Here is a 24,450-nt window from a genome sequence, read left to right on the forward strand (position 1 = left end):
GACCGTCCCCATCCTGCGTCAGTGTCGCGCAGGGGCGAGCGGTGTCCAACCAACGCTCCACGTCGTCGGAGGGGATGCCCTGGGCAATCGCCTTGTTACGGAAGGGACTTAGCCTGTCTCGCATCTCTGGTGTCATGAAGGAACCCTAGTCTTCGATCTCTTGGCTTGATGCTGGTCGGGGCTTCCTTCAGCACTGCTCAGTGAGGTAGCTCTATCGAGCAGTGGTGGGATCAGCACACACTCCGTGAGGACCATCAACGGGGTCCGGTCTCGGGGACGTGGCGACTCTGCGACCGTGGTGCGGTGATGAGCTTGCCGGTGACCTGTTTCCGCACCCCAGTGAGGTGCTGGTGGACCGACGTACGGAGCGGTCTCTGTCCAGCACGGCGACCTTGACGCCCGTGCCGTCGTACCCCGCCGCCCGGGCCCCGGGGGCGCCGATCTGCGCGGTGCTCCGGTCGAGGGCCGCCTCGACCTTCCCGTCGAGCCAGATCTTCTCGACCCGGTCGGCGGCGACCGACCTCTCCCGCGCCGTCCCCCCGCTGCCGGTGAGCGTCTCCCACAGGTCGGCGCCCTCGGACTTACGGGCCTTCAGCGCGTCCCCGTTGACGCTGGGCAGGTCCCGGCCGACCCGGGCTCCGGCGGCGGACAGCGCGCTCGGCGCGAGGGTGCGGCCCTTGGCGTATGTCACGATCAGCGGGAGGTCGGGGCGGGCCGCGTCGTCGAAACCCACTTGACCAGCTACGTCACGTCGAACAGCCGCCGGTCGGCGGTGCCGTTCGCGAGGAGCCGCTCGGCGTCACGCGGGACGACGTAGGTGCCGTCGGCGCTCCGCGCTATTCGGAAGGCGGTGCCTTCCCGACCCTTGCCGGGCCGCACACCGGTGACCTGTCCGGTGGCGTCCAGCGTGACCCGGTCACCGGTGACGAGGGTGACTGTCCTGGCCTTGCCGAGGGCGCGGGCCGTACCTGCCGTACCGCTGCCGAACTGTGCGGCCCCGGATTCCGGGGCACCGAGCAGGGCCGAGGCAACGGCGGCGGCGACGAGCACGGCGAGAGCGGAAGCCTCGCTCGCTCGCCTCTTACGGTGATTCAAGGCATGCCTTTCTCTCCGGACCTTCGGGCATGGCGGAGCAGCCCGGCGGACGGGACAAAGAAACAGCGGACGGGACAAAGAAACAGAGGGGGAAAGAGGCGCCCCTTCGCAAAGGGGCGCGGGGTGCACGGACTCAGACGAGCCGCTTACGACCCCAGAAGAAGAGGAACGCCACGACACCGGCGGTCAGGGCGAACAGAATCGACGCCCCGAACCACTGCATGGCGTTCATCTGCGACAGCGGGAGGTACTGCGTCGACCAGCCCACGACATCCTCCTCGGCCAGGCACACCTGTCGTGCCGCGTCGGTCAGCGACTCCGAACAGGTGCCCCAGCCCACCAGATCCCCGCTGCCGGTGACATACGACTGGTCGATTTCGTAGGCGCCGCGGGGGAGCGACGGGGGCCCGCTCTCGCCCGTCACACCCTTGTTCGTCGTGACGGTGACGACGTTGCCGAGCGACAGCAGGAAGTAGCCCCAGACGAGCTGGAGGACGACGGTGAAACCGAAGGTGACCACCATGGCCGTCAGCGTGCGCCGCAGCACCACACCCAGCGCCACCCCGCCGAAGACGGAGAGGAGGGTGAGGGCGACAGGCACCGGGCCCGTCGTGTTGAACGCTTCGCCCGAGGTCCACTCCATGGCCGGCGCCTCGGACTTGACGGGGTTCCACCACCAGCCGAACACGGCCGACAACACGCCCGTGCTCACCACGACCACCAGTCCGGTCAGCGTCAGCTTCGTGGCGAGCCAGCGGGTCCGGCTCGTGGTCTGGGCGGCGACCAGCTTGGCGGTGCCGTTCTCCAGGTCGCCCGCGATGAGCGGGGCGCCGAGGAAGACACCGAGCAGGACGGGTATCGCCTGGAGACCCATGGAGACGAAGGAGAACGCGTCGCTGTACTGCTGGAACTGGCCGCCCGCCTCGTCGAGGCTCTTGCCGGGATAGCCGTAGCCGTCGAGGAAGTCGACCAGCCGGCCGCGCTGGTAGACGATCCAGGCCACGGAGAGCGCGGTGGCGGCGAGGATCGTCCAGAACGCGGCCCGGTGCTGGCGCCAGACCAGCCAGGTCATACCGCTGAGTCGGGGGCGCCGGCCGGACTCCGTGGTGGTCGCGTTCAAGGTCCCGTTCTTGCTGTCGCTCGTGGAGCCGGTCGAGGTGCTGGTCGAGGTGCTGGTCGAGCTGCGGGTGAAGGTGCTCATGCCGCCACCGCCCCGGTGCCGAACCCCTGGCCGTGGACCTGGGCGGTGGGGGTGATCAGCGGTGGTGCGGCGGGTGAGCGGAGATAGGCGAGCAGGAGTTCCTCCATGTTCGGGGCGTTTATGTCCCAGGGGCCGGTGACCGGGCCCTCGGGGCGGATGAGCGCGGTGAACTGCCGCCCGCTGGTCCGGGACTCGACGAGGGTGTGGTGCCCGAGGGCGGGAGGCATGCCGTCGCCCTCCTTGGCGCCCGTGACCAGGGTGTGCACGGACATCAGCTCGTCCACGTCACCGGCGAGGCGCACTCCGCCGCCGGAGACGACGATGAGGTAGTCGCATACGTTCTCCAGTTCGGCGAGGACGTGGGTGGACATCAGCACGGTGGTTCCGCACTCGGCGGCCTCGGCGAGGAGGGTGCCCATGATCTCGTGGCGCACGACCGGGTCGAGGTCCGACATCGGCTCGTCGAGCATCAGCAGGTCGGGGCGCTTTCCGAAGGTGAGGGCGATGGCGACGCGGGTGCGCTGGCCTCCGGAGAGGGTGCTGATCTTCGCGTCGAAGGGCACGTTGCCCGCGCGGATGATGTCCTCGGCGGCGCGCTGGTCCCAGCCGGGGTTCAGCTCCCGGCCCAGACGCAGGGTCTCCGCCACGGTGAAGCGGCGGAACAGGGGCTTCTCCTGGGCGAGGAACGCTGTGCGCCGGCCGGACTCCACCGAGCCCGGAGCCTCACCGAACAGGCTGACCGAGCCGTTCGTCGGCTGCAGGACATGGGCCGCGATGCTCAGCAGCGTGGTCTTGCCCGCCCCGTTGGGTCCCACCAGGCCGCAGATCCGTCCCGCCGGGAGCCGGAAGGAGCAGTCCCGCAACGCCCAGCCCCGCCGGTAGCGCATCCCCAGCCCGTACGCCTCGATCGCCGGTTCCCCCGCGTACATACCTTCACTCACCTGTGCTCCTGGTTGTCGTGGCCCCCGTGGACCCCGTTGTCGTGGACCCCGTTGCCGCCACGTTCCCGGCGGCGTACTGCTTCTCCATCGCCGACGTGACCAGCGCGGCCACGTCCTCCTGCTCCAGACCGGCCCCGGCCGCCTTCGACATCCACGCCACCAGCTCCGCGTACAGCGGCGAGTCGGTGCCCGTCTCGGGGCGGCCCAGCGTGCGGCGTACGAAGGTGCCCTGGCCCGGTCGCGGTTCGACCAGGCCCTCGCGCTCCAGCTCGCGGTACGCCTTGAGGGTGGTGTTCGGGTTGACCGTGCTGGTCTCGGCGACCTCCTTGGCGGTGGGCAGCCGGTCCCCCGGCACGAGTACGCCCAGCCGGAGGGCCTGCTTGGTCTGCTGCACGATCTGCTGGAAGGCGGGGACCCCGCTCCGCCTGTCGATGCGGTACTCCACGATCACCACCACCATCATTCCACTACTTGATTAGTGGAATGATGGTGGAGGAGTGCGAGGGCGGTTGTCAATCCGACCGGGGACGAGGAGAAGCGGGTGGGAGGTACGCCGACCGTCTTTCTTTGGGATATCAGCGGGCAGGGAACAAGGCATGTCCAGCAAGAGACGCCTGATGGCGGCCGGTCTGACGATGGCTCTCATGTCCGGGCTCGGCGCATGCGGAAGCGGAAGCGGGCAGAACGAGAACCCGTGGGAGGACTCCACCGCCAGCGAGGGCAGCACGGCGCACCGACACCAGCGAAGCCGTCATCCGATGGTCGATGACCATGCTCACGAGCCGCCGCCTGGCCGCCCAGTGCCGACAGCGTCCTGCTCCGACGCGGACAGCATGAACCTGCCCGGCTTCTCCTCCACCAGCCGGCCCCCTTCCACCAGCCTTTCCAGCCGGGCTCTCACGCCCTCGACGCGGGAGACGGACGCGCTGTCCCAGCCCAGCACCACCGCCGCCCGCCCGGCACCCAGCCCATCGGCTCCCGCCTCCAGGCAGCGGCCATCAACGCCTGCCAATCCACCGACAGGTCATCGACACCGCCCGCGTTCTCCCGGTGCGGCACCGCGCGTCGCGGCCGGGCACTTCCCGGTGCCGTTCTGCTGCTACCGCCTGAACAGGTCGTAGACCCGGTCCCACGGACCGTACCGTTCAGGACATCGCGCCACGGCGTCCCGGCCCGGGTCCGCCACCGCATCCCGTTGACCAGCCGCCGCCGCGTCCATATCGGCGGTCGCCCAGGCTTCTTCCGTCTGGGCAGGAGCGGCTCCAGCCGGGCCCACTGCTCGTCCGTCAGATCTCCGCGTACCACGGTCCGTGACCATTTCGCAGTTGATATCCACTTATGCAGTGGGCTCGATGTACATCACAAATCGATGGCCGAGCGTGTGAGGGAGCGTCAGAATCACTGCCCATGGAACCTGTCTCGCTGACGACACAGCGTCTGCTTCTACGCCCGCATGATCCCGGCGACGAGGACGCGGTCTTCGCCGCTTGCCAGGATGCCGACATTCAGCGGTGGACGGACTTCCCCCAGCCATACGAACGTCAGCACGCTGCCTTCTACTTACGCGAACTGGTGCCGCATGGCTGGAACGATGAAACGATGTACCACTTCGCGGTGGAGGACCGGGAAAGCGGAGTACTGGTGGCATCCGTCAATGTGCACCGCCACGCTGACACATGGGGAATCGGGTACTGGACCGTGGCAGAGCACCGAGGCCGAGGCTATGCGACGGAGGCGGTACTCGCCCTGGCCACGTGGTCCTTCACCGAACGAGGAGTCCAGCGCCTGGAGTGGAGAGCGGAGGCGGGGAACAGGGCCTCCTGGGCCGTGGCGGAGAAGGTCGGCTTCGTCAGGGAAGGCACCCTGCGCGCGGCGCAGACCAACAGGAACAGCCTGAGGGACACCTGGGTCGGCGCTCTCCTGCCCGCCGACCTCGGCCTGCCCTTCGCTCTCCCCTACTTCCCCGCACAGAGCGATCCCGCGTGACGCGCACAGACACGCCCGCAAACGAGAGCCGCCAGAGCCCAGGGGCCGGGCAACATGGCCCCGGACGGCGGGCGGGCCGGACCCAGCGCGTCCCGGGGCGTGGCCTCGGGGCCCTCATCCAGCACTTTCGCAACAGGCCCTGGATGTCGCGACCTGCGTGGCGTCCGAACAGGCGGCGCTGGCGGCGCGACAGGTCGGCGCACCCCACCGCGCAGCGTCTCGCCGGGCCCCGGCCTCCGCCGCCGCGTAGGTGCGCTTCCTATCCGCCGTGCGGTACAGCGCGACGGCATCACTCCTGAACTCCACCCGGAATACCGAGACTTACGTCCCCCAGGACACCCTTCCTCGGATCTACAAGGTCCATTGGTCAAAGTGTCCACACCACGGGAGGCGCCGTAGAACACGCCGTTATCCTCGGCATTGACATGGAAATCGTCCGACGTGCCCCCGGGGCCAGAGGGTCGGACCATCACGAAAGACCGAGGCTACCGAGCGTGCCAGCCATGGACGAGATCCGACGCAGCAAGTACATCAGCCTCACCACCTACCGCAAGGACGGATCCCCGGTCCCGACGCCCGTCTGGCATGTGGCGGGTCCTCAGGGCGAGATCCTCGTCCTGACGCCCGCCGGCTCCTGGAAGGTCAAGCGGATCCGCAACAACAGCGCCGTGACCGTGACCGTCTGCGATCTGCGGGGGCGGACCTCCACGGGCGCAGCGTCCCTTCCCGGCACCGCCCGGCTGCTCGACCAGGACAGCACCATGGCCGCGCAGGACCTGCTCGGCAAGCGGTACATCACGTCCCGGATCGGCAACTGGTTCGTCAAGGTTCTACACCTGCCCAAGAAGCCGAACATCGCCATCGCCATCACCCTGTGAACTGCGTACGCAGCATGGCAGTTGAACGAGTCCGCCGGCGCCGCGTGCAACCGGGGCGCCCGCCCGTACCTCCCTCGACTCCGTCCCCCGCCGCTCAACGTCTGTACGAACGAGCGCCGTCGGTTCACTGTGCCCATATGCGCTGCCGTGACGGTGGTGCTGACCGCTGCCGAACGCCGCCGGCTGAAGAAGACGGCCTACGGCCACAAGACCCCACACCAGGCCAGGCAGCGCACCACGGTCGTCCTCCTCGCAGCACGCGGCCGGGGCAACGCCAGGATCGCCGCTGAGACTCACCCGCACATGGACACGGTGCGTACCTGGCGCGGACGATTCGCCCACGGCGGCATACCGGCTCTGGCTGACTGCAAACGCTCCGGGCGCCCGGCCCGATTCACTCCGATACAGGTCGCCGAGGCCAAGGCACTGGTCTGTCGGCTCCCGCCCGAGGCCGGCGTTCGGCTCGCACGCTGATCGTGTCCGGAACTGGCCGCCGAACTGACCACACGAGGAATCCCCGGCCCCGTCTCCGCCTCCACCGTGCGCCGCTGGCTGCGCCAGGAAGCATTTGAACCCTGGCAGCACTGTTCGTGGATCCTCATCTCCGACCCACAGTTCCGCACCAAGGCCGAGCGCGTGCTGGACCCGTACGCCCGCACCTTCGACGGCATTACGCTCGACGAAGACGAGTACGTCATCAGCGCCGATGAGAAACCCTCCATCCAGGCCCGCTGCCGCTGCCACCCCACCCTCGCCCCCGGCCAGGCCCGCGCGATGCGTGTCAACCACACCTACGGCCGCGGCGGGGCCTGGCGTAGGCGGCGGCCATCGCGAGCGGCCGTAGCAGTCGACGAGACGGGCGGCCAGCGGGGCGTGCCGACTTCCGGCATCAGCATCAGCCCGCTGCGCCGTACCTGAGTCCGTCGAGGGTCAGGTCGAGGAGGCGTTCAGCCTGCTCACGCTGGTCGGGCTTCCCTGAGGCAAGGGCAACGCCGGTAAGGGCGGCGAACATGTCGGTCGCCTTGATGTCCGATCGGATGGTCCCGGCAGCAGTTGCAGCGTCCAGGAGCGAGGTGAGAGCGGTCATCATCAGCTCGTGGCTCTGGGCGTAGGGGTTGACGCCGGAGTCGACGACAGCACGAAGGGCGTCGGCCATCCCGAGTTTGGCGGTGGCGTAGTCGATGAAGCGCCCCATCCAGGCGCGGAGCGCCTCGCGTGGCGGCATGGCTTTCAGCAGGTCGGGGGCGGCGGCGCACAGTCGGCTCAGTTCGTTGCGGTAGGCAGCCTCGATCAGCAGCTCCCGGGTGGGGAAGTTCCGGTAGAGGGTGCCGGAGCCCACGCCGGCTTCCTTGGCGATGCGCTCCAGGTGTGCGTTCAGCCCTTCTTCGGCGAAGACGCGCACGGCCGCCGAGAGGATCTTCTCCCTGTTGCGCCGCGCATCGGCCCGCAGCGGCCGCCCGATGTCTGAGGTCACAGTGGGGCTCCTTGGTCTCCGATTGCTAAGTGGCGACGCCTCCGGCTACAGTCCTGGAAGTGGCGGCGCCTCCACTTCTGAGTGTAGAGCACAGCCCGCCGTCGTCCGCATGGTGCGGACAACCCACTTAAAGGAGAAACGATGAGCCTCCAGCTCGAAGGTAAGGTCGCCGTGGTCACCGGCGGGGCGTCCGGCGTCGGCCTCGGAATTGCCCAGGAGTTCGCGGACCAGGGCGCTCGCGTGGTCATCACCGACCTGCAGCAGGGCCCGCTGGATGATGCGGTCGCCACGATCGGTCCGAACTGCTCGGGCATTGTGGCCGATGTCACCAAGCTCGCGGAGATGGATGCGGTGTACCGAGAGGTCATCGCCCGGCACGGACACCTGGACGCGGTGGTGGCCAACGCCGGCATCGGCGCCCACGCTCCCCTTCAGAAGATTACTGAGGATGAGTTCGACCGGACCTTCAACGTCAACGTCAAGGGTGTCCTGTTCACCGTGCAGCCGGCGCTGCCGCTGCTCAAGCCCGGTGGCACGATCGTCGTCATCGGCTCCACCGCCTCCATCCAGCCCCCGGCCGGCATGAGCCTGTACGGCGGCGCAAAGGCAGCCGTGCGCAACTGTGTGCGCGGATGGATCCAGGACGTCAAGGGCTCCGGCATCCGCATCAACGTCCTGAGCCCGGGCGCGGTCGACACCGAGTCCCTGCGCCGGGCACTGGCGCTGGCGCAGGGCACCGACGCCGTCCCCGCCGCGGTCAGGAAGATGGGCGAAGGCAACCCGACCGGCCGGATCGCGGCCCCCAGCGAGATGGGCACTGCCGCGGTCTTCCTCTCCAGCGACGCCTCCAGCTTCATCACCGGCGTCGAGCTCTTTGTCGACGGCGGCATGGCCCAGGTCTGAGAGCCCCCGCCAGGTTGAGCGGCGCCACACCCAGCCCCGCAGACCCGATAGACACACCGCCACGAGCGGTGACGCATTCGGAATCCGCTCCCGTCGGCAGGTACATCACCTCTCTACCCGCCGGCGGGGCGGGGCCGACGACATGAATCGAAAGGGCATCACCATGCAGGAGATCGAGAACAAGGTCGTAGCCATCACTGGCGCAGGTGGCGGAATCGGCGCGGCCACCGCGCTGCTGCTGGCCGAGCGCGGCGCGAAGGTCGTCCTCGGCGACCTCAACACGAGCGCCCTTGAGGCCCTGGGGCCCGCATCACGGATGCCGGCGGCGAAGTGGCCTTCGTACGAACCGACGTGACCCGACAGCAGGACCTCGCCGACCTCGTCACACTGGCACGCGAGCAGTACGGCAAGCTCGACGTCCTGGTCAGCAACGCCGGGGTAGGACCCATTTCTCCCCTGGACGACCTGCGGGTCGCCAAATGGGAGCTGATGATCGACGTCAACCGGAAGGGCGTCCTGTACGGCATCGCCGCAGCACTGCCTGTTTTCCGTGAGCAGGGCTTCGGACAGTTCGTCAACACCGTGTCCACCGCGGCATACGTACCGTCCCCAACCAGGCGGTCTACTCCGGCACGAAGTACGCCGTGCGCGCCATCTCCGAGGGCCTGCGCAAGGAAGCCGAGCCCGGCTTGTCGAGGCCAGGGACAAGTTCTCCATGGAGCCGGAGGCCATCGCGCGCGCCATCAGCTTCGCGATCGAGCAGCCGGCCGACGTCGACGTCAACGAACTCGTCATTCGCGCCACCGCTCAGACCTGACAGCGGCGGGTCTGCCGCGCAGGAGCCCCGACTGATCTGGCTGTATCAGGTACCTCGATCACCAGACGTTGGCGGTATCGATCTCTCGCCCGCCGACTGCGCGGCGATCTGCCCCACCTAGAGGCCAGCGCCGATCAGTGGGCACGGTCTGGCGACGTCATGCTTCACAAACCATTGGGGACGGTCGCCAACTGGCAACCGTCCTGCGGCCCTGCATGGAGAAGAGCATGCCGCTGTGCTCCTCTGAGCCCCCGACCGCTGAGCCCCATCAACTGACAAGGCGTCATCTACGGTGTATCGGCTGACGAGGATGATGAGGGCCGAATGTACCGGCATGTTACGGATCTAACGTTTTTCCAGTAGATGCCCCAGTTGGGTCGGCTTCACGGCTGGGTGTGCCGCTCGGCGGCGTCGAATGCGGGCGCGAGTGGGGAGAGTGCCGCGCGGAGTTGGTCGGGCAGTGAGCCGGAGGGTACGACGAGTCCTCCGGAGCCGAAGCTCGCGGCGGCCTCTGTGTTCCCGGTTGGCTGGAGCCAGGCTTCCAGTGCGATGCGAACCGCCGCGGCCACGCTTGCCGCGAGAACGCGGGCCGTGTGCGCTCCGGTGTCACCTAGGCGTTCGGCGATCACCACCGTGAGCGGGGGCTCGATGTCGGCGGTGGTGTCGAGGAATGCGTCGCGCAGTGCGGTCCGGGTGGTGATCAGCAGCAGCGCCCGCTGTTCGTGCTCACCGGTGTTCGTGTACTGCTCGACCACTGCGTCGGTGACGGCGTCAGCCAGGCGCGCTCCCGTGGTCCGGGCCGTGACCGCCGCCGCGATCCGCGCCTCCCGGTCCGCGGTGACAGCGGAGACGATCGCCTGCTCGCGGCTGGCGAAGTAGTTGTTGTAGGTGCGCGGCGAGACCCCGGCAGCCTCGGCAATGTCCTCGACCCGCACCTGGTCCGGTCCGCGCTCCACGGCCAGGCGCAGGGCCGCCTCGCGCAGCGCCTCGCGTGTGGCCTGCTTCTTCCGCTCCCGCAGCCCTGGTGGTGGTGTCGTCACGAGGCCAGCGTTCCACACACGGCTGCGCGCACGCAAACTTGCGTGCACGCACTTTTCTCTGTCAGTCTCGGCCCGACCGAGACCGACAGAGAGAGGACATCACCATGCGGGCAAGAGGAATGACCTACGACACCGGATTCGTCGTACACGGCCAGACATCCCGCGAGCACTTCGACCCCGCGGTGGTCCGGCGCGAGCTCGCCATCATCCGCGACGACCTGCACTGCAACGCGGTCCAGATCATCGGCGGCGACCCGGACCGGCTGGAGCTGGCCGCCGGTGCCGCCGCCGAGCTCGGCCTGGAGGTCTGGTTCTCGCCGTATCCCCTGGAACTGGATCCGGAGCAGATCCTCACGCTCTTCCGCGACTGCGCCGAGCGAGCGGAACGGCTCCGGCAGCAGGGAGCCACAGTCGTATTCGTCGCAGGGGTCGAACTGAGCGTGATGAACCGCGGTTTCCTGCCCGGAGAGAGCCCCGAGGAACGGGTCGAGCAGATGATGAGCCAACCCCAGCGGCGGACCGACGCGATGCGCGAGCTCGGCGTGCGCATCAACGCATTCCTCCGCGACGCCGCGGCCACGGTCCGCCAGTGCTTCCAGGGCAGGCTCACCTACGCATCCATCCAGTTCGAACAGGTCGACTGGACTCCCTTCGACATGGTGACGTTCGAGCTGATCCGCTCCGCCGAGGTCGCCGACCGGTTCCGGGACGCGGTGCGCACCCTGGCCCAAGGCCCGAAGCCGCTCGCCATCACCGGGTTCGGCACCGCGGCCTACCGCGGCGCGGGAGACCGAGGCGGACGGGTGCTGGAAGTGGTCGAGCACGACCCGCAGACCAAAGCCCCTGTACGGCTCAACGGCATATACGAGCGTGACGAGACCGGCCAGGCCGCATATCTCAGCGAACTCCTGGAGATCTTCGAGACCGAGGGCGTGGACAGCGCGTTCGTGTTCCTGTTCGCCTTGCCCGGCTACCCGCACCGCCCGGACAGCGACCCCAGGGACGACCTGGACCGAGCCAGCCTGGGCATCGTCAAACTCCTCGAAGGACGCCAAGGACAGACCTACCCCGACATGGAATGGGAACCCAAGGCCGCCTTCACGGCAGTGGCCCAGCAGTATCGGAAGTGACCGGCCCGCACACGATGCCCACGGCTCGGGATCCGCACTGCGCCACAGTACGGATCCCGAACAGATGGACACGGTATTCGCCGAACCCGCCGCAGACCTCGCGCCGGTCTACCGCCGCCGCAACCTGCGGGCCAACGGCGTGTTGCACCTGCGCGGTTTACTGATGCCCGGCGTTGCGGGCAACTGCTGGCCAATCGCGGAGGCAATCGGCCCGGACAGGCCGTATCGCCTGCACCACCTGCTCGAACGCGCCCGCGGGGAGGAGGACACCGCAAGAGACGTGGTGCGCGCGTTCCTGACCCGGCACCTCGGCGCCAACGGCGAAGTACCATCCTGCCCCTGCCACCAGCGGGGCTGGGTCCACAAAACCGCAAATGCGCTCGACGCCCTCCCGAAGTCCGCCCAGCCCGCGGCCAAGCATGCGATCCAGGAGATCTGCAACGCGGAGGACGAGGAGCACGCGGTCAGGGCCGTCCGCGATTTCGTCGACCTTCGCCACCGTGCGACTGCGGACCAAGGTCACCAATGGCGCCGGCTCCCGGGCCGCCGCACTGGCCATGGTCTTCAAGCTCATCGAGTCCGCCCAGGCCCGGTGGCGGGCCGTGAACGCACCCCATCTCGTCGCTCTCGTCCACGCCGGGGCCCGCTTCGAACGCGGCCAACTCGTCGGACGACCCGAGACCCTCGCGGCGTAACCAAGTCCCACCACCGAAGGCATGAATCTGCCGGAGTGGGCAGTCAGTTGTCCGCCTGTTCCTAAAGGTCCGCTACGAGAAGTCGGTAGCCGACGTCCAAAGTCTCGCGGTCGAGCAGGTCAGCATGCCGTTCGTGCCACAGGCCGGAAGTCAGGTCGCTGGACAGCCGGGTCAGGCCCGGGAGGAGGACCTCCTCGCCGGTTTGGGCAAGCATCGAGATGCCTGCTCGCACTTCCGGATCGAGGTATGCCTCAGGTCGGCGCCAGAATGCAGCACCGAATCCGTCGGTGCAGTCGTGCGGGATCAGGACCTTCTCGACGCGGGCACCTCCCAGTTGCGCAACCAGCCGGTCGATCAGGACCGCCCGTGTGTCGTCGAACGCGGCTACCTCCGGCAGGTACTCGTCCAGCAGCCAGAACCTGCGGAAGATGGCCTGGTCCCACGTGAAGATGACGACGCGCTGCCGCGCGACCCGAAGGAGTTCCCCGATTCCGGCTTCCAGGTTCGTCCAGTGGTGCACGGTCAGCAGCGCCATCGCCGCGTCGGCCGAGTTGTCGGCGATGGGGATCGACTCCGCAGATGCCTGCAGGGCCCGCGCAGATCCGGCCGGACGTTGGGCGATCATCACTGCACTGGGTTCAACCGCCAGTACCGTTTGCGGTGGTTCGTAGGAGCCGGCACCGGCCCCGACGTTGATGACAGTGCCAGCATCGCCGAGCGCCTCGTGGATCTCGACACCGATCCGGCGGTCGGGTCGTCGCGTGTGATTGTAGGTCGCGCCGATGCGGTCATACGTCGCCACGTCGGACAGTATGCCTCGTCACCCACCACCTACCGTTGCTGATGGGCACGCGTTCGAGGTCAGGCAGCGGCCGCCCATCCCCCCACGGTCGAGGCCCCCGACGCCCGCGGACGCATGCGATCCGGTGTTGCGCCTGCTCCTGGGCGTTCGGATCGGTGTCGGCGGTCTGCAGGGCGAAGGAGACGAGTCGGAGTTCGCGCCGCCCTCGAACTCATCGCCGCCGAGCCCGACCGCAAAGCCCCCATCTACCAGGCCTTCGGCCTCACGCTGACCTACGACGCAAAAAATCGGGCCGCGACCGTTGAGTCACAACCCGATTCTTCCGTGTACGTAAGATCGTGTCCGAGGGGGGACTTGGACCGGTACCGCACGGATCACGCCGCTCAGCGCCGAATTGGAGCTGGCTCTACCGTAGCGGCCGAGCGGCCTCCATTGGTGGCGTGTGTCTGCTCGCGGACAGCCCGACTCCGCGCTCTTACCGTTCTCTCACTTGGTGGATCGCAGGGCGGCGAGTTGCTGGGCGAAGGGCACTATCTCGGGGTCATCCTTCTTGGTCGGCTCAGGGGCCGTGGGCGTCCCCGCGATCAGCGAGACCAGCTCTCCGGCCGCCCGCTCAATGCGCTCCTGCAGCCCTTCGGCACCCCAGTCCTCGGAGGCCGCGTACACACCGGTCGGGACGACCACGGCCCGCAGGTAGGAGAAGAGCGGACGCAGGGCGTGATCCAGAACAAGCGAGTGGCGGGCGCTGCCGCCGGTCGCGGCGATCAGGACTGGTTTTCCGGCCGACGCGTCCTTCGCGAGTACGTCGAAGAACGACTTGAACAGTCCGCTGTACGACGCCGAGAACACCGGCGTGATGGCAATCAGCCCGTCGGCTTCCGCCACCGCGTCCAGAGCCTCGCCGAGCGCACGCCCAGGGAAGCCACTGGTGAAGTTGTGCGCGATCTCCATGGCAAGGTTACGCAGTTCGACGACCCGCAGATCTACTGGGGTGCGCCGCTCCACGGCGGCGGCCAGCCGGTCGGCGAGCAGCCGCGTGGAGGACGGGACACTCAGTCCCGCCGCGACGACGACGAGTTTCATACGCCGGTCACCTCCTGCGACTGGATAGGCGCCGTCCGGCAGGTCCAGCGTCGGCAACAAAGGCACGTGGATCTCAACAACCATGGTGGGCAGACGAACCATCCTGCCCTCAGGGCCTCCGCCACGCTCAGCCAGGAAACATAGGCGCGGCGACTGGCCGGATGGACGGAGGAGAGCCGTGACAGCAACGCCGTCCGGGACGCCCTGCTCGACGCGTAGAAGATCAGGCGGGACGGTGCGTACGCGACCCGATGGTCCGACACGAAGTTGTGTGGACCCCGAGCGGTCGCAAGGCGCAGACCGATCCAGCCAACGCGTAGCGTCAGAGGGGCAGGACCGGCGGTCCTGCCCCTCTGTTTCAGTCACGGTCGGCTCTGCGCCACTTCCTTGAGTGCTTCGATGTCCGTTACGAACTTGCCGCTTCTGCTCGCGGGGCCACTGCTCTCAGGTCCACCCGCATACAGGCTCTTGACTATTGAAGACCTTGCTGTAGCGGTACTTCCGTCAACATCGAACAGTCCCTGTTCTCCGCCGATCGGTATCCACAGGTCTCCGCTTACGGATTCGATCCCAGGATGGTCGGCCTCAGCGAGTTTTTCCGCGTAAACCACCATGTAGGATCCGGGCGTCAAAGGCGAGGCGCCCTCCATGTCCACAGCGTCCGTGTCGACATTACCGACGATTAGCTTGCCGAGAGGGACAGGCGTGGTCCCCCGGGTTACCGGCGTCGGTGGATGCAGAATGATTGCCTCGATCGTCGCCTCGTGGAACACCATGGGCAAGCAGTCGGCGTACGGCGAATCTCCACCCTCGATCCCCTCCGGAGGGGGGGCCCGGGTCGCTTGGGCTCGGCTCTGTATCGACCTCGTGGTCGTCCTCGGAAATCGTGGGTTCGCCACCGTGACCCGCAGAGTCGCCGCCGTCGTCGCACTCGCGGCTCACAACCTCACCGATCTTGACCGAGAAGACGCCCGTCGAATCCTCGGTCAGCTCTTCGACCGAGGCGTAGGTCGCATAATCGGCATCGATTTGATGCTCGCCACTCGATTGTTGTGATGTGCAGCCAACCGCAGCGGAGCAAAGAATGACCCCTACCACAAGGGCTGGAATCCTGTTCATTTACCCCTCACCTTCCAGCATCCTCATGGGGTGTACTTGGAGCGAGCGCCTTTGATGTCGTCCGACCACGGGCCGTCACTGCCGCACGAAAACTTTACTTCACCCTGCCTCATTATCGAGGGTACTGAACCACCACAGCCCAAGCTCGTATGCTCTAGGCCGCAAGTGTGGCCTATTTCATGTGTGGCAACTATCTTCTTCTCGCGAGCGCTCAACCTGGACATGGTGCGAGAATTGAATGCCACGTAAGTCTCGTTGTACCACCAATTGGACCCAATGCATCCCCGGCTCGTCATGCGGCCCAGTCGCTCCAAGTGTAGGAGCCGTCGCGAACTTCGACCATCGGATCGCCGTTGCTCTGCTGCTTGCTGAAGTATCCGGGAGAATTGGGACTGGTGGCATCCCATCGAGTCTGCGCATTTCCAAAGGCGGTTTGGTATGTCGACGTGATGCTGTAGTAGCGATACGAAATCGCACCGCCTTCACCTATACCCCAGAATTTTCAGCAGAGGTACGCGTACGCCTGTGCCGGCGGGGCCAACACCGCCCCGGAGGTCACGAACATGGCGCACGCGGAAGCAACCGCCAGGATTCTTGAAACCCTCCTTCCCTTCCACGGTCTTCGCGCGGACCGCACCCACGGAATCATAAACGCCCCTCCCCATGATCACTGATGTCGGCCGAACCTAAGACACTAGTTCGACGAGCTACGCAACTGGATTTACATCGAAAACCGGAAGAGGAGGATCCGATTTCACGCCGCCTGGTTCCGCTCGTGATCGACCGGCCGCTCAGCACCGGCAGAGCCATACCGGCGCACGCCACGGTCCAGGTGGCGCCGTCCTGCCGCGAACGGCGCACCAGATTCGCCCACACCGTGTCCCGCGTACGGCGCGAACACCGGCTGCGCAGCAGCAGATCCCGCGCCTCGTCCAACGGAATGGCCCGATCCGGCAGCCCAGGAAACGTACGACCGTCCAGGGACAGCGGCTGCGGTCCGCTCACCAGCCAGGTGAAACACTGCCGGGCGCTGTCGAGCGGAAGCGGATTTCCCGGACCACCGGACGGCCGGACGTCTCGGCTGCGATGCGCAGGCATGATGGGGCGCCTCCTCGAAGAGGGGAAAACTGACGCCCCTCAGCAAGCCAGGCCCGCAACAAGAAAAGACCAGGAAAGGAACAAGCGCTCTTTCCTGAAGTTCCAGAGACAGCCACTAAATCTCCCTTAAGGGAATTTCATCTCAACCGTCCCGAGTGATCGAAGACGGGCAGCGGCAGGGACGCTGCCGTCTGTGCTCTCTCAGCTCGATGACTCCCCACCTGCTCCACCCATCTGCTCGCCTCTTTCATCGGACACCGGCCGCTCAGTAAAACTCGCGGACCAGTTGAATCCTGCCGACGATGTGAGCGTTGAACTCGTCAAGCTCCTCGGCCGGTACCCACAGCTCCAGAATGGTCCGGCCCCCTGCCTGCTGGACGGGATACCGGCGCAGGAACTCCGACTCGACTTCGAAACGGGTGACGAAGCCGGCGCCGTCGTGCTTGACGTTCCAGTCCCTCGCGATCTTCACTGCGTAGTCCTCGTTGAGGACCGGGTAGAAGATCGGCTGCTCGGGCAGTCGAGGCGGCCAGGCACGCCAGTCCAGCTCGCGGACCAGGTCCAGTTCTTTGGGGCCGGTCGGGCGCCACAGAGTCGTCGTTGCCTTCTGGCTGGCCATGGGAATCGCTCTCTGAATCTGAATCAGCGCCGGTGCGGCTGGCTGGAAGACCCGACGGTACGGCAACACAAGCGCAGCGGCCACACCGTTTCAGCACCTGCCAGGGGCCTGACCAGCAGTCACGAGACAACCGGTAGCTGAGCAATGAGGTTCACATGCTGACTCGGACCGGGATGTGAATCGACGGGCTGAATGCCCGTTCACGAGCGGCATCCTCGAAGATCTTGATCGCGCGATGTCCAAAACGGGCTTGGAATCCGGCCTTCTGAGATGGCGGTCAGCTCAGCGACAGCACTTAAAGGAGAACGGGTATGCCCCCGCCCCGCCCCAGTCACCGAGCCGCCCGTACCGCCCCGCCGATCCCCCGGTGAACCACCGCCCGGCACCTGAAAGTACACGCCGACGCAACCATCGGCGTCCTGGCTGCCCGATTTCCGTATGGCCAGTCGCGCAGACGCAACACCCGGACGCGAAGGCCATACCGGGACGGCTGTTGAACGCCATCGTCCAGATCGTCACCATCTACACCCACCTCGGCGAGCGTGTGCTGCTCCTGTCCCCTCCGGTAGGCGGAATGGAATCCGTCCGCGGAGGCTGGCCGCTGGCTGATTCCCGGCACGGGTCGGCAAGCGGACTGCCGCCCGGGCTGATTGAGGCCGCCGGGACCGTAGCCCGACTCGGGCGCCCCTGCGAAGCACGCCTTGCCAAGCCTGCCTCTCCCGTACGGTCGGTTGGAACGGACTCTTCGGCCGACCCGGAGTCGGTCCACGGACTCGCCCTCGTACCGACACGGACCGCACCGACCGGACCCCGTCCCACTCCGGTACAAGAGACAGAGCCCGAGAGCTTCAATGCGGTGATCGCCATGGTCGATCCGCAGGCCACGAAATGGGTCCCGACCGTCGCATGGACCGAGCTGCTGGCCCGGTCCGGGGTGCTCGCCTTCATCACGCATGGTGACTGCATCGATGGGCACCGGACGGAGCCTCACAGCCTGCTCGCACAGCTTGCACGTCATGCCGGGCTGGCTGAAATCGACCGTATCGCGCTGCTCGAAGTTCCCATCCGCGACGGCGCCCTCGCCGACCAAACACCAGTCACGGCCCCCGAGCCGGCGATCGCCGGAACAGGCATGCCCCGCCATGTGCGGGTGCATTCGGACCTGCTGGTCTTCGCGCGCCCCGGTGCTGCGGAGACCGGAACGAGGCAGCGCCGATGAGTGGGTCTTCACTTCGGAGCCCCGGTACTTCAGCAGCGTCGGTCTGGGCCACTGGACAGCTCAGTGGCCCAGCGCAGTTGGCTGCGGGCGGCTACCTGTCCGGCACCGCGCGGGACGCGTTCCGTATTCCGCCGGCCGTTGCACGTCACGCCATATCCCTCTACACAGGACCTGGTGACACCGTGTTGGACCCTGACTGCGGCTCGGGAACCGTTCTGGTCGAAGCGCTCCGGACGGGTCGGCACGCGGTCGGACTCACTGAGCAACAGCGGTGGTGGGCCGTCGCCCGTGCCAATGTCAGCGCGGCCAAGCACGAGGGCGCTCTCACCGACGACATGGTGCTCAACAGCACACCGGAACAAGCCCCCGCGCAACTGGCGGGCATGGCAGGCCGAGTCGACATGATCCTGACCACTCTGCGACCCCACGATCACGACGGCAGCTCGCAGCACGACGGCCGGGATGACACTGAGGTGGGCTGCCGGTCGGGCATCCATGTGCGGGCGCTCATGACGCAGTGCCGTCCCCTGCTGCGCCCCGGTGGCCATGTCGTAATCGCCGTCCGCTCTCGTCGGCACCATGGTTACTTGCTCAACCTCAGCGACGAGGCCCTGGCCGTCGGCCGAGCTGCCGGTCTCGTTCCCACCGCCCGGTGCGTCGCCCTCCTGGCTGAACTTCGCGGTGACCGTCTTATCGCACACGCTTCCTTGGCCCAGCGCCGTGCCGCAGCCCGTCACCAGCGTGCTATCGGATATCCGGTCGCGCTGACCGTGCATCACGAGGTCCTGGTCTTCCGCGCTCCGCAGGCAGCCGCTCTACGGGCTGTGCTTCCGCCACCCAGGCCGCCCCTCACCGAACGCGGCGAGGCGCCGCAACCGGGTCGGAGCGAGTTGCTGCGAGAGGAGGCCGCGTGACCGGCGACTCCTCATCCACTCCGCCGGTACAGAGCGTGATGCGACGGCCTGAGGCGCGACTGACCATCGTTCCGGTGTCGTTCCAGCAGGCCCGCGCCTTCATCGCCGCACACCATCGCCACCATGGTGCGCCGCAGGGAATGAAGTGCGCGCTGGGCGTGGCAGTCGACGGATCTCTCGTAGGCGTCGCTGTCGTGGGCCGGCCCGTCGCCCGGCGCCTGGACGACGGCGTCACCGCTGAGGTCACCCGGACCTGCACGGACGGCACGGCCCATGCCAACTCCAAGCTCTACGGGGCGGCTTGGCGCGCCGCCCGAGCACTCGGCTACCAGCGAATGATCACCTACACCCAGGCCGGCGAAAGCGGAGCAAGTCTGCGCGCCATCGGGTTTCACCTGGTTGCACAACTCGCTCCGCGCGGTGGCTGGAGCTGCCCCAGCCGCCCCCGCTCCGGCTCGGCCGGCCCAGTCGCACGTACACGGTGGGAACTGGGGTGTGCGGGACACGCGGCGCCAACCGCTAAGGCCGATACGAGAACACGGGGTACCGGAGCGGGTACCTGAGCCCTACAGTGGGCTCTGACCAGCCGTTTTCACGAAAATGCACCAAAGATCCCCTAGGGCGTGACGCCCAAAGACGGGGTGAAGGGTGACCGTGAATGACTCAACGCCCCGACGAGCCACCAGGAGAGCGGGAGCTCGCCGAACAGGCCAGGCCCGAACTCACCGTCATCGTCCCGGATCAACCGCCCCTCCTCACTCCACGCAGCGCGACGGCACTCCTGCGCCTGATCCACAACGTCAGGCGTACACAGGGGCAAGTCGACGCCATCCGAGGGCATGAGGCAGAGCTCAACAACAACGAGGCTCAGAAAGGGAATGGAAGGAGAGCAGCATGACCGTCCGGTTCGCCTTCGCGGGCCGGTGTTCCACGGAGGATCAACAGGACCCGATGCGTCACGGAACTGGCAGCTCACCCGGGCCGAGGCCCTGACCGGCGCGCACGGTGAGGTCACGGCGGAGTTCTTCGACATCGGGCAGTCCCGCTCCCTGCCCTGGAAACGCCGGCCGAGAGCCGCCGCACTCCTGGAATCACTCAAGGACCCTGACCGGGGCTTCGATGCCGTGGTCATCGGTGAACCGCAACGCGCCTTCTACGGCGACCAGTTCGGCCTCACCTTCCCCGTCTTCGTCCACTACAGCGTCCCGCTCTGGGTCCCAGAGGTCGGCGGGCCCATCGATCCGGAGTCCGAAGCACACGACCTCGTGATGTCCGTGTTCGGTGGGGTGAGCAAGGGCGAGCGCAACCGCATCAAGATCCGCGTACGCACCGCCATGGCCGCCCAGGCCAGGATCGAGGGCCGTTTCCTAGGCGGACGGCCCTGTACGGCTACCGCCTGGTGGACGCGGGCCCGCACCCCAACCCCGCCAAGGCCGCCGACGGCAAGCGCCTGCGCCGACTGGAGCCAGATCCGTTCCCGGCCGCGATCGTGGTGCAGATCTTCGCTGAATTTCTGGCGGGCTTCGGGATCTTCGCCATCGCCCAGCGGCTCACCGCCGCAGGTGTCCCCTGCCCCTCCGCGCACGACCGGGCACGTAACCGGCACCGCATCGCCATCGCCTGGTCCAAGAGCGCGGTCCGCGCCATCCTGACTAGCCCCCGCTACACCGGCCACGAGGTCTGGAACAAGCAGCGCAAGGAAGAAACGTTGACCGACGTGGAAGATGTCGCCCTCGGATACGAGACACACCTGAAGTGGAACCCCAAAGACACCTGGCTCTTCTCCGACCACCCCGCCCATCCGGCGCTCATCACCCTCGAAACCTTCGAGGACGCCCAGTGACGACTGGCCTCACAGGGACCTTCGTCAACCGGACGGCAGGTCGTACGGACCCGACATTCCTACGCGTTCAAGAGCATGCTGTTCCACACCTCGTGCAGCCGGCGCATGCAGGGGAACTGGGCCCATGACGAGGCGTACTACCGGTGCCGGTTCCCCAAGGAATACGCACTGGCCAACAAGGTCGACCACCCGCTGTCCGTATACCTCCGGGAGAAGGACATCCTCGGCTCTGTGGACGCCTGGCTCGCCGGAGCCTTCGCACCCCGGCGCATCGAGGACTCACTCACCGCCCTGGAACAGGCACAGCCCACCACAGACACCCAAGCCGAAGCCGAACACCGGATCATCGCTGAATGCGACCGCAAGCTTGCCCGGCACCGCGCTGCCCTCGAAGCAGGAGCCGACCCCGCACTCGTCGCCACCTGGAGCCGGGAAGTGCAGGCCGAACGCTCGGCCGCCGCCACGAAACTGGCCCGCATCGAGGGCCAGCACGGCAAACGACGTCGCATGAGCAAGGACGAGATCCGCGCCCTCGTGGACACACTCGGTGGCCTGCTGTCCGCACTCCGTGCCGCCGACCCGGCCGAGGTCTACCGCCACCTCGGGCTCCGCCTGAAGTATGACCATGAAACACAGACGGTGCCGACCGAAAGTCGGCCAGCACCACCGGCGGGCATAGTGTTTGTGTCCGAGGGGGGACTTGAACCCCCACGCCCGATAAAGGGCACTAGCACCTCAAGCTAGCGCGTCTGCCATTCCGCCACCCGGACGAGTGGTCTGAACCGCGAGCCCTGTCGCGGTGACGACGTCAACGATACCAGGGGATTCGGGGTGGTCTCACTCGTATATCCGGTGGTCAGCGGGGTCGGCGGGGTCAGCCCCTCCATGCGGGCTCGGTCAGAGCCAGGGGTGGGGCCGGGGGCTGGTGGGCGCTCCTCCGGGGTGGGGAGGAGCGCCCTGGGGGCTATGGCATCAGGTGGTAGTCAGGGAAGTTCCCCGGCGGGCGTTCGCCGGCGGGGCCGTCCGTGACCGCTCGTACGAGGAGCTCTCCGCCGACGAAGGCGCCTCGCCAGGAGTGGCCGAAGCCGCCGAAGAGTTCCTCGCGGTCGCCGCGGGAGCGGGGCTTGCTGTGGCCCACCTTGAAGGCGCGGATCTGCGGGGAGAGCCGGGCGAAGGTCTCCGGGTCGTCGGTGGAGAGGGTCGCGACGAGGGCGCCGTTCGAGGCGTTCATCGCGGCCAGCAGTTCCGCCTCCGTGTCGACCAGGACGATGGTGTCGACCGGGCCGAAGGGTTCCGCGTGGTGGAGCGGGGAGGACGGGGGCGGGTTGAGCAGGGTCACCGGCGGGAGGTAGGCGCTGGTGTCCTGGCCGGGCAGGAACAGCCCGTCGTCCAGCGATCCCTCGTGCAGCGGGACCGCTCCGCGGCTGATCGCCTCGGCGACATGGTCCGCCAGTTCCTTGGCCTTGGCCGCGTTGATCAGCGGTCCGAAGTCCAGTTCGGGCAGCGGGTCACCGGGCTGCTCGACCGCCAGGGGGTGGCCCAGACGGATGGAGCGTACGGCGGGGAGGTACGCCGCGAGGAAGTCCGCGAACAGCGAGCGCTGGACGACGAAGCGCGGATACGCCGTGCAGCGCTGCTTGCCGTAGTCGAACAGCTTGGGGATCACACCGGTCAGCGCGGTCCAGTCGCTGTAGTTCCAGATGCCCCAGGTGTTGAGGCCCTCCTGTTCGAGCACATGGCGCTTGCCGAGATCGGCGACCGCGGTGGCGATCCTGGCGCCGGTGTCCCGGCCGCCGACGAAGGAGACACATCCGATCTCCGGGGAGCGCACGAGCGCCCCGGAGAGTTCGCCGCCGCTGCCGCTGACCAGGGTGGCGGGGATGCCCTCCCGTACGGCGAGCGCACAGGCCAGCGTCAGACAGGCCACTCCCCCGTCGGTGGGCGCCTTGGCGATCACCGCGTTGCCGGCCAGGGCCTGCACCAGCATCGCGTGGACCAGGACCGACATCGGGTAGTTCCAGCTCGCGATGTTCGAGACCGGGCCCGCCAGCGGGGTCCGCCCCTCCAGCATCCGGTCCACGTTGTCGACGTACCAGCGCACGCCGTCGATCGCACGGTCGACGTCGGCCTGGGCGAGGCGCCACGGCTTGCCGATCTCCCAGACGAGGAGAAGGGCGAGCAGTTCGCGGTGCTCGGTGAGCGCGTCGAGTGTGGCACTGACCCGTGCCTTGCGCTCGGAGAGCGGGGTGTGCCGCCATGCCCTGTGCTCGTCCAGACAGGCCCGCACGGCCTGCTGAGCGGTGGCGGCGTCCAGCCGGGGCGGCCCCGCTATGGGGCTGCCGTCGACCGGGCTGGTGGCGGGCAGGGCGCGGCCTTCGGACTGCCATGTCCCTGCCCAGAGGTTACGGACCCGGTCGTCGTAGAACGCCTCGGGAGCCACCGCGAGGCAGCGCTCCCAGGCGTCGGACCAGGCCGTGCCGGGCTTGAGTGTCAATGTCAATTGAGGAACGAGGGTGGGTGCCATTGAGGGTCTCCGCTCTCAGGCGCGGTAAATGACATAGCTCGGCTTGGCTGCCGTCGATAGCGAAACAGGAGGTCACAGCCTCTGGGTGCCGTAACCTCCGGTGCCCGGCGTCTCGGGCGCGACGGCAGTGAGTCGGTTCGGGCGTGTGACACGCACTCCTTTCAATTATGAGTGACCTCACGCGTCACCGCGAGGCGGTCGAGGACCAGCCGGGCGGTCTCGGAGGGGGTGGAGCCGACTCGTACGCCGACCGCTTCGAGAGCGCGTTTCTTCGCCTCGGCGGTGCCGGACGAGCCGGAGACGATCGCGCCCGCGTGACCCATGGTCTTGCCCTCGGGCGCGGTGAATCCGGCGATGTAGCCGATCACGGGTTTGGTGACATGGCCGGCGATATAGGCGGCAGCGCGCTCCTCCGCGTCGCCGCCGATCTCGCCGATGAGGACGATCAGCTCGGTGTCCGGGTCGTCCTCGAAGGCGGCGAGGCAGTCGATGTGGGTGGTTCCCACGACGGGGTCGCCGCCGATGCCGACCGCCGAGGAGAAGCCGGTCTCCCGCAGCTCGTACATGAGCTGGTAGGTGAGCGTGCCCGACTTGGAGACCAGGCCGATCCGGCCGGGCTTGGCGGCGATGTCCGCCGGGATGATGCCGGCGTTGGACTGGCCCGGGCTGATCAGTCCGGGGCAGTTGGGGCCGACGATACGGGTGCCGCGCTGCTTGGCGTACGCCTGGAAGACGACGGCGTCATGAACGGGGATGCCCTCGGTGATCACGACCGCGAGCCCGATCCCCGCGTCCGCCGCCTCGATGACGGCGGCCTTGGCGAAGGGCGGTGGTACGAAGACGACGGTGACGTCCGCGCCGGTCGCCTCCATGCCCTCGCGCACCGAGCCGAAGACGGGTACGGCGCGGTCGTCGAAGTCGACGGTACGGCCCGCCTTGCGCGGGTTCACACCGCCGACGACATCGGTGCCGCCGGCGAGCATCCGCCGGGTGTGCTTCATGCCCTCGCCGCCGGTCATGCCCTGGACGAGGACCTTGCTCTCCTTGGTCAGGAAGATCGCCATGGTGT

25 protein-coding genes, 1 tRNA gene and 4 pseudogenes are annotated in these 24,450 nt (G+C 67.5%); 12 read left to right on the forward strand and 18 right to left on the reverse strand.

Going from position 1 to position 24,450, the window contains the following annotated elements; translation table 11 throughout:
• Positions 1-211: 211 nt before the first annotated feature.
• The 7 genes and pseudogenes from KQY30_RS05800 to KQY30_RS36205 form a co-directional block, all read right to left on the reverse strand.
• On the reverse strand, positions 212-733 hold the full coding sequence (locus tag KQY30_RS05800) for a hypothetical protein (protein ID WP_217305883.1): 522 nt from the start codon (positions 731-733) through the stop codon (positions 212-214).
• An 8-nt stretch (positions 734-741) separates the two neighbouring features.
• Entirely contained in the window at positions 742-1,095 is a 354-nt protein-coding gene (locus KQY30_RS05805) for a hypothetical protein (protein ID WP_217305884.1), read from the reverse strand.
• Positions 1,096-1,228: 133 nt separating this feature from the next.
• Positions 1,229-2,296, reverse strand: coding sequence for an ABC transporter permease subunit (locus tag KQY30_RS05810; RefSeq protein WP_217305885.1), 1,068 nt, complete (start codon positions 2,294-2,296; stop codon positions 1,229-1,231).
• The gene (locus KQY30_RS05815) at positions 2,293-3,225 is read right to left on the reverse strand and encodes an ABC transporter ATP-binding protein (protein WP_217310757.1); all 933 of its coding nucleotides are present in this window, start codon (positions 3,223-3,225) and stop codon (positions 2,293-2,295) included. Before KQY30_RS05815 ends, KQY30_RS05810 begins: the two co-directional genes overlap by 4 nt.
• Positions 3,226-3,229: 4 nt before the next feature.
• A complete protein-coding gene (locus KQY30_RS05820; protein ID WP_217310764.1) occupies positions 3,230-3,697 on the reverse strand; it encodes a GntR family transcriptional regulator in 468 nt (155 codons plus the stop codon).
• 315 nt (positions 3,698-4,012) lie between these two features.
• Positions 4,013-4,308: pseudogene (locus tag KQY30_RS05825) on the reverse strand (hypothetical protein); the annotation flags it as partial.
• 138 nt (positions 4,309-4,446) lie between these two features.
• Positions 4,447-4,542: pseudogene (locus tag KQY30_RS36205) on the reverse strand (IS5/IS1182 family transposase); the annotation flags it as partial.
• A gap of 102 nt (positions 4,543-4,644) precedes the next feature.
• Between KQY30_RS36205 and KQY30_RS05835 the strand changes: the two are divergent.
• The 4 genes from KQY30_RS05835 (at position 4,645) to KQY30_RS36215 (ending at position 7,019) form a co-directional block, all read left to right on the forward strand.
• Positions 4,645-5,223 carry a GNAT family N-acetyltransferase gene (locus tag KQY30_RS05835; RefSeq protein ID WP_217305886.1) on the forward strand — a complete coding sequence of 193 codons (579 nt, stop codon included), beginning with the start codon at positions 4,645-4,647 and terminating at the stop codon, positions 5,221-5,223.
• 503 nt (positions 5,224-5,726) lie between these two features.
• On the forward strand, positions 5,727-6,101 hold the full coding sequence (locus tag KQY30_RS05840) for a PPOX class F420-dependent oxidoreductase (protein WP_217305887.1): 375 nt from the start codon (positions 5,727-5,729) through the stop codon (positions 6,099-6,101).
• 156 nt (positions 6,102-6,257) lie between these two features.
• Positions 6,258-6,575 carry a helix-turn-helix domain-containing protein gene (locus KQY30_RS36210; RefSeq protein ID WP_254407539.1) on the forward strand — a complete coding sequence of 106 codons (318 nt, stop codon included), beginning with the start codon at positions 6,258-6,260 and terminating at the stop codon, positions 6,573-6,575.
• Between the two features lie 66 nt (positions 6,576-6,641).
• Positions 6,642-7,019, forward strand: coding sequence for a hypothetical protein (locus tag KQY30_RS36215; RefSeq protein ID WP_254406965.1), 378 nt, complete (start codon positions 6,642-6,644; stop codon positions 7,017-7,019).
• Here KQY30_RS36215 and KQY30_RS05850 read toward each other — a convergent pair.
• Positions 6,997-7,575, reverse strand: a complete 579-nt coding sequence (locus KQY30_RS05850) for a TetR/AcrR family transcriptional regulator (protein ID WP_217305888.1) — start codon at positions 7,573-7,575, stop codon at positions 6,997-6,999. The two genes, KQY30_RS36215 and KQY30_RS05850, sit on opposite strands and share 23 nt — an antisense overlap.
• Before the next feature lie 141 nt (positions 7,576-7,716).
• On the opposite strand from KQY30_RS05850, the gene KQY30_RS05855 reads away from it, so the two are divergent.
• Both KQY30_RS05855 and KQY30_RS05860 read left to right on the forward strand, forming a co-directional pair.
• Entirely contained in the window at positions 7,717-8,478 is a 762-nt protein-coding gene (locus KQY30_RS05855) for an SDR family NAD(P)-dependent oxidoreductase (protein WP_254406966.1), read from the forward strand.
• A gap of 163 nt (positions 8,479-8,641) precedes the next feature.
• Positions 8,642-9,295: pseudogene (locus KQY30_RS05860) on the forward strand (SDR family oxidoreductase).
• Between the two features lie 383 nt (positions 9,296-9,678).
• Here the strand turns inward: KQY30_RS05860 and KQY30_RS05865 are convergent.
• Positions 9,679-10,335, reverse strand: coding sequence for a TetR/AcrR family transcriptional regulator (locus KQY30_RS05865; RefSeq protein WP_217305889.1), 657 nt, complete (start codon positions 10,333-10,335; stop codon positions 9,679-9,681).
• Between the two features lie 119 nt (positions 10,336-10,454).
• Here KQY30_RS05865 and KQY30_RS05870 point away from each other — a divergent pair, with 119 nt between their 5' ends.
• Both KQY30_RS05870 and KQY30_RS36220 read left to right on the forward strand, forming a co-directional pair.
• On the forward strand, positions 10,455-11,465 hold the full coding sequence (locus KQY30_RS05870) for a hypothetical protein (protein ID WP_217310767.1): 1,011 nt from the start codon (positions 10,455-10,457) through the stop codon (positions 11,463-11,465).
• Between the two features lie 346 nt (positions 11,466-11,811).
• A pseudogene (locus KQY30_RS36220) lies at positions 11,812-12,160 on the forward strand (IS256 family transposase); the annotation flags it as partial.
• A 61-nt stretch (positions 12,161-12,221) separates the two neighbouring features.
• Here the strand turns inward: KQY30_RS36220 and KQY30_RS05880 are convergent.
• The 5 genes from KQY30_RS05880 to KQY30_RS05895 form a co-directional block, all read right to left on the reverse strand.
• Positions 12,222-12,962 carry a class I SAM-dependent methyltransferase gene (locus tag KQY30_RS05880; RefSeq protein WP_217305890.1) on the reverse strand — a complete coding sequence of 247 codons (741 nt, stop codon included), beginning with the start codon at positions 12,960-12,962 and terminating at the stop codon, positions 12,222-12,224.
• A 486-nt stretch (positions 12,963-13,448) separates the two neighbouring features.
• Complete coding sequence (locus tag KQY30_RS05885; RefSeq protein ID WP_217305891.1) at positions 13,449-14,045, reverse strand: FMN reductase; 597 nt, start codon at positions 14,043-14,045, stop codon at positions 13,449-13,451.
• Positions 14,046-14,407: 362 nt separating this feature from the next.
• Complete coding sequence (locus KQY30_RS05890) at positions 14,408-14,821, reverse strand: hypothetical protein (RefSeq protein WP_217305892.1); 414 nt, start codon at positions 14,819-14,821, stop codon at positions 14,408-14,410.
• Between the two features lie 366 nt (positions 14,822-15,187).
• Positions 15,188-15,571, reverse strand: a complete 384-nt coding sequence (locus KQY30_RS37350) for a M12 family metallo-peptidase (RefSeq protein ID WP_367997398.1) — start codon at positions 15,569-15,571, stop codon at positions 15,188-15,190.
• Between the two features lie 956 nt (positions 15,572-16,527).
• Positions 16,528-16,881, reverse strand: a complete 354-nt coding sequence (locus KQY30_RS05895; protein ID WP_217305893.1) for a hypothetical protein — start codon at positions 16,879-16,881, stop codon at positions 16,528-16,530.
• A gap of 856 nt (positions 16,882-17,737) precedes the next feature.
• Between KQY30_RS05895 and KQY30_RS05900 the strand changes: the two genes are divergently transcribed.
• The 4 genes from KQY30_RS05900 (at position 17,738) to KQY30_RS05910 (ending at position 20,857) form a co-directional block, all read left to right on the forward strand.
• Positions 17,738-18,100 carry a hypothetical protein gene (locus KQY30_RS05900; protein WP_217305894.1) on the forward strand — a complete coding sequence of 121 codons (363 nt, stop codon included), beginning with the start codon at positions 17,738-17,740 and terminating at the stop codon, positions 18,098-18,100.
• Positions 18,097-19,014: a DNA methyltransferase gene (locus KQY30_RS37355; RefSeq protein ID WP_367997399.1), complete on the forward strand. Its 918-nt coding sequence runs from the start codon at positions 18,097-18,099 to the stop codon at positions 19,012-19,014. The genes KQY30_RS05900 and KQY30_RS37355 overlap by 4 nt, the downstream gene beginning before the upstream one ends.
• A gap of 38 nt (positions 19,015-19,052) precedes the next feature.
• The gene (locus KQY30_RS37360) at positions 19,053-19,577 is read left to right on the forward strand and encodes an XF1762 family protein (RefSeq protein WP_367997474.1); all 525 of its coding nucleotides are present in this window, start codon (positions 19,053-19,055) and stop codon (positions 19,575-19,577) included.
• Positions 19,578-20,413: 836 nt separating this feature from the next.
• Positions 20,414-20,857: a recombinase family protein gene (locus tag KQY30_RS05910; protein ID WP_217305896.1), complete on the forward strand. Its 444-nt coding sequence runs from the start codon at positions 20,414-20,416 to the stop codon at positions 20,855-20,857.
• A gap of 279 nt (positions 20,858-21,136) precedes the next feature.
• Here the strand turns inward: KQY30_RS05910 and KQY30_RS05915 are convergent, their stop codons facing one another.
• The 4 genes from KQY30_RS05915 to sucD form a co-directional block, all read right to left on the reverse strand.
• The gene (locus KQY30_RS05915) at positions 21,137-21,484 is read right to left on the reverse strand and encodes a hypothetical protein (protein ID WP_217305897.1); all 348 of its coding nucleotides are present in this window, start codon (positions 21,482-21,484) and stop codon (positions 21,137-21,139) included.
• Between the two features lie 58 nt (positions 21,485-21,542).
• A tRNA-Leu gene (locus tag KQY30_RS05920) sits at positions 21,543-21,627 on the reverse strand.
• Positions 21,628-21,821: 194 nt separating this feature from the next.
• Positions 21,822-23,381 (reverse strand): aldehyde dehydrogenase family protein, encoded by a 1,560-nt coding sequence (locus KQY30_RS05925; RefSeq protein WP_217305898.1) that lies wholly within the window; start codon positions 23,379-23,381, stop codon positions 21,822-21,824.
• Between the two features lie 161 nt (positions 23,382-23,542).
• Positions 23,543-24,445, reverse strand: coding sequence for a succinate--CoA ligase subunit alpha (gene sucD / locus KQY30_RS05930; protein WP_217305899.1), 903 nt, complete (start codon positions 24,443-24,445; stop codon positions 23,543-23,545).
• Positions 24,446-24,450: the final 5 nt, after the last annotated feature.

Source organism: Streptomyces sp. GMY02, assembly GCF_019056675.1.
GTDB lineage: Bacteria > Actinomycetota > Actinomycetes > Streptomycetales > Streptomycetaceae > Streptomyces > Streptomyces odonnellii.